Origin of the sequence: Nocardiopsis alkaliphila YIM 80379 (genome assembly GCF_000341005.1) — a bacterium.
GTDB classification, from domain to species: Bacteria; Actinomycetota; Actinomycetes; order Streptosporangiales; family Streptosporangiaceae; genus Nocardiopsis; species Nocardiopsis alkaliphila.
The window spans coordinates 1-5003 of sequence record NZ_ANBD01000033.1; the positions used below are offsets into that span (position 1 = coordinate 1).

The following is a 5003-nucleotide window of genomic DNA, read 5'->3' on the forward strand; positions in this document are numbered from 1 at the left end:
ACGCGGAGTTCCTACGCGGTGAACAACGTCGGCTCACCGAAGAGGGCAAGAGCGCCTACATCGCGTCCATGGGCCTGGGCCGGCTGCATGGCGAAGCGGTACGGGAGCTCTTCGGGCTCGCGCGGGCGTGGGCGTCGTCGGCGGTGCCGCACGTGCGCGACGTCCAGGCCCACCACCTGTTCGCTTGGGCCTTCCACCGCTCGGGGGAACGGGACCTGGCGCGCTGGCACCTGGGCATGGTGGGTCGCCACGTCAGCGAGATCCCTTGGTCGTTCTTCGGTTCGGCGCGTGCGGAGGTCGCCCTGGCCATGGCCGAACTGGGCGTGGACCCGCGTCGTGCTCCGGAGGTCGCCGGCGGATTCGAGTAGTGGCCCACGCTTCTTGAGTAGGTGTACTCAGGTGGTGCGCCGTTCAGCCGACCAGACTGAAGCCGTGAATCGTACATCCTTCGCCCCCGTCAGCCCTCTTCGCGCTCTTCTCCTCGGCCTCGCCGCCGGGACCGGCGCCGGCCTGATCGCCCTGGCCCTCGGCCGGCTCACCCTCACGCTCGTCGTCGAACTCACCTCCGATGAGGTGGTCGGAGCCAACATCGGCGCGGGTCTGATCGCCATGGCGGTGACACTGGCCGCAGGCCCGCTCCTGGCCTGGTTCCTGTTGCGGCTGGTCCGTCTGCCCATGCCCTTGGAGACCGCCCTGCTCTCCGTCCCCTTCCACTTGGCCTTCGCCGTTCTGCTCCTGAGTGCGGGCCCGGCGGTGGAGGGCCTGCTCTGGGACCACGCCCCGGGGGTCGCCGAGGCGACGAGTCCGGCGGTGCCCTGGTACGCCTTGGACATCGCCGGTATCGCCCTCGCGGTCGCCCTGTCGGCCCTGTTGGTCGCCCTCTGGCGCCGGCGTGGCGCCTCCCCGGGTGCTTCCACACCGACGACACCCTGAAAAGCACTGGTAAGGCGCCAGGCGACTCGGTCACAATGCACGGGTGCTACTGACGATCACGACCACGGCCCACCCGGCGAGGGACCTCGGACACCTGCTGCACAAGCACCCGGACAAGGCGCAGCGCTTCGAGCAGTCCTTCGGGACGGCGCACGTCTTCTACCCCGAGGCAGACGACGAACGCTGCACCGCGGCCCTCCTGCTGGAAGTGGACCCGCAGGCGCTGCTACGAACGCGTACGTCGGTGAGCACCCCGGACTTCGCCCTCGCCCAGTACGTCAACGACCGCCCCTATGCCTCCTCGTCACTGTTCACGGTGGCGCTGGGTCGGGTGTTGCGGAGCGCGATCCGGGGCGTGTGCGAGAGCCGCCCCGAACTGGCAGCCACCCCCTGCCACTGGAACTGCGCCTGCCGGCGGTACCCTGCCGACCCGGGCCGGAGCGGGCCCGTGCCCTGTTCGAACCGCTGGGTTGGACGGTGAGCGCCGAACCGGTCCCCTTGGACCCCGCGCTGCCGCACTGGGGCGATTCCCATTACCTGTCACTCACCCTGACCGGCACCCTGCGGCTGTCCGACGCGCTCGGTCAGCTCTACGTGCTACTGCCCGCGATGGAGGGCGGCGACAAGCACTACTGGGTGGACTCCACAGAGATCGACAAACTGCTGCGTGCGGGTGGTGCCCCGGTGGACGGGGTCGAGAGCGAGGACGGGCCGGGGTGGCTCGCCGAACACCCCGAACGCGAGTGGATCACCTGGCGTTACCTCGCCCGTCGGGAACGGTACGTGCGCACCGCCCTGGCCCGCCTGAGCGAGTCCGAAGACCAGGGCGACACCGAAGACGCGTCCGAGGGCGCCGTCCGGGTCCCACGCGACCCGTTGGTCGAGGAACGCGAACCCTCGCTCGCCGACCAGCGAGCGGGCGCCGTCCTGGCGGTACTCGAAGCCGAGCGAGCCACCAGCGTCATCGACCTGGGCTGTGGTGGCGGCAAGCTGCTGGAACGGATGGTCCGTGACCGGAACCTGGAACGCGTGACCGGGGTGGACGTCCACCTGGGCGGATTGGAGATGGCCCATCGCAAGCTGTGCGAGGGATGTGCCCCCGGAGGCGGTCGCGGGCACCGGCCCCTGTTCAGCGACACCGGTGATGAAGGAGGACGCCGACCCCGCCCCGAACTCCTGCTGGGGTCGGTGGTCTACCGGGACCGGCGCTTCCACGGCCACGACGCCGCCGTCCTCATGGAGGTCATCGAACACCTGGACCCCTCCCGGCTGCCCGCCATGGAGGACGTCGTCTTCGGTGACGCGGCGCCTCGGGTCGTCGTGGTGACCACGCCCAACATCGAGTACAACCGTCACTACGAGGGGTTGGCCGAAGGGGCCTTCCGCCACGCCGACCATCGCTTCGAGTGGACCCGTGCCGAGTTCGCCGTTTGGGCCGATCAGGTGGCTCAGCGGCATGGCTACACCGTCCGGTACCTGCCGGTCGGCCCCGAGCACCCCGAGACCGGGGCGCCCACGCAGATGGGAGTGTTCACCCGATGACCGCGTCGAACCTCGGGGTCGCCCGAGAGCCCCGCGTGCTCGCCGTGCCCCGCATGGGGCTCGTCCTATTGGTGGGTGTCTCCGGATCGGGCAAGTCCACCTTCGCCGCCAGGCACTTCAAGGCGACCCAGGTGATCGGCTCCGACTTCTGCCGAGGCATGGTCAGCGACGACGAGACCGACCAGACCGCCACCGCCGACGCGTTCGCGCTGTTGAACACGGTCGTGGACATTCGTCTACGGCGCGGACTGCTCACCGTGGTGGACGCCACCAACGTCCAGCGCAAGGCTCGCGAGCAACTCATCCGCATCGCCAAGGACAACGACGTCCTCACCACCGCCATCGTGCTCGATGTTCCCGAGGCAGTGGCCATGGAACGCAACCGAGCACGTCCGGACCGGGACTTCGGTGACCACGTCGTCCGTCGACAGCACCGCGACCTGCGGGACGGCCTCAAACGCATGACCCGTGAGGGCGTGCGCAAGACGTACGTCCTCAAAGGTCCAGAAGAGATCGACGCCGTCCGGATCGAGCTGGAACGTCCCTGGCCGGATCGGACCGAATTCACCGGACCCTTCGACGTCATCGGTGACGTCCACGGCTGCCGTTCGGAACTGGAGTCCCTGCTCGGCGAGCTCGGCTACGAAACGTACCGGGACGGCCGAGGGCGACCGATCGGCGCTCGCCACCCCGAGGGACGCACCGCCGTTTTCGTCGGTGACCTCGTGGACCGAGGACCCGACACCCCCGGCGTGCTGCGCCTGGTCATGGGGATGGTCGCCGACGGTGACGCCCTGTGTGTGCCCGGGAACCACGAGAACAAGTTGGTCCGCTACCTGAAGAAGGGTACGGCCACGCTCACCCACGGGCTGGCCGAAACCGTGGAACAGCTGGGAGGGGAGAGCGAGGAGTTCCGCAAGGAGGTCCTGGACTTCTGCGACGGTCTGGTCAGTCACCTGATCCTGGACGGCGGCAGATTGGTGATCGCCCACGCCGGACTCAAGGAGGAGTATCACGGCCGTGCCTCGGGGCGGGTGCGTTCCTTCGCCCTGTACGGCCAGACCAGCGGTGAGACCGATGAGTTCGGTCTGCCCGTCCGCCTGCCCTGGGCCCGCGAGTACCGGGGCAAGGCCATGGTGGTCTATGGCCACGTGCCCACCGACAAGACCGAGTGGATCAACAACACCCTCTGTCTGGACACCGGATGCGTGTTCGGCGGCAGACTCACCGCGCTGCGCTACCCCGAACGGGAGATCGTGGACGTGGAGGCCGAACGCGTCTGGTACGAGCCGGCGCGCCCCTTGGCGCCGAACCCGGAGCACGAGAAGGACGCCGGTCGGGCCATCGACATCGCCGACGTCGGAGTGGGCGGATCGCACTCCGGTCTGTTCGTCGACACCGGATACGGCACCGTACGCACCAACGCCGAGAGCACCATGGCCGCGCTGGAGGTCATGAGCCGCTTCTCGGTGGATCCCCGGTGGCTGGTGTACCTGCCACCGACCATGGCGCCCGCGCCCACCGCCGCCGACCCCGGATTGCTGGAGCACCCCACCGAGGCCTTCGCCTCCTACCGGTCCTCCGGCATCGGCCAGGTGATCTGCCAGGAGAAGCACATGGGATCGCGCGCGGTGGCCGTGCTGTGCCGGGACGAGGAGGCCGCCGAGCGACGTTTCGTCCCCGGCGAGCTCGGCACCGTGTACACCCGCACCGGCCGGCCCTTCTTCAAGGGGGCGGAACTTCTGCGGACCGTGGTCGACGAGCTGCGCCGGGCGGTCACCGACGCCGGGCTGTGGGACCGGCTCGGCACCGACTGGATCGCCCTGGACGGGGAGATGCTGCCCTGGTCGGCCAAGGCCGGAACGCTCATCCGTGAGCAGTACGCCTCGGTCGGTGCCGCCGCGCGGGCCTCGCTGCCCGCCGCCTCGTCCGCCTTGGCCACGGCGGCCGCCCGAGGGGTGGACGTTTCCGCTCTCGCCGCCACCGTGGAGCGTCGTACCGAGCAGATGGAGGCGTTCAGCGACGTCTACCGTCGCTACACCTGGGACACCGACGGGATCAAGGGGCTGCGCTTCGCGCCGTTCATGGTGCTCGCCAGTGAGGGGCGAGAGTACGGCGAGGCCGACCACCTGTGGCACATGGGGGTGTCCGAACGGCTCGCCCAGGCCCACCCCATGCTCCACCCGACCCGGTACCGGGTCGTGGACGTCACTGACGATGAGGCCCGCGTGGCCGCCGCCGACTGGTGGTGGGAGCTGGTCGACGCCGGGGGAGAGGGCATGGTGGTCAAACCACTGCTCGGAGCCCGGGCCACGGCCCGCAAGGGGTTGGCGCAGCCGGGGCTCAAGGTGCGCGGGCCGGAGTACCTGAGGATCGTCTACGGGGCGGACTACACCGATCCGGAGCGGATCTCGGTGCTCAAGGACCGGAAGATGGGGCGCAAGAACGGCCTGGCCATGCGTGAACACAAGCTGGGTTTGGCCGCCCTGACCCGATCGGCCGGAAACGAGCCGCTGTGGCGGGGGGGG

The 5003-nt window shown here is 69.5% G+C and carries 2 protein-coding genes and 2 pseudogenes; all 4 read left to right on the forward strand.

Going from position 1 to position 5003, the window contains the following annotated elements:
- Positions 1-368, forward strand: a pseudogene (locus tag D472_RS0104930) (hypothetical protein); the annotation flags it as partial.
- 64 nt (positions 369-432) lie between these two features.
- Complete coding sequence (locus tag D472_RS0104935) at positions 433-933, forward strand: hypothetical protein (RefSeq protein WP_017603395.1); 501 nt, start codon at positions 433-435, stop codon at positions 931-933.
- Between the two features lie 43 nt (positions 934-976).
- A pseudogene (locus D472_RS26600) lies at positions 977-2475 on the forward strand (3' terminal RNA ribose 2'-O-methyltransferase Hen1).
- Positions 2472-5003, forward strand: a 2532-nt coding sequence (locus D472_RS0104945) for a polynucleotide kinase-phosphatase (protein ID WP_017603397.1), incomplete at its 3' end; no start/stop codon positions are given. The pseudogene D472_RS26600 and the gene D472_RS0104945, both read left to right, overlap by 4 nt.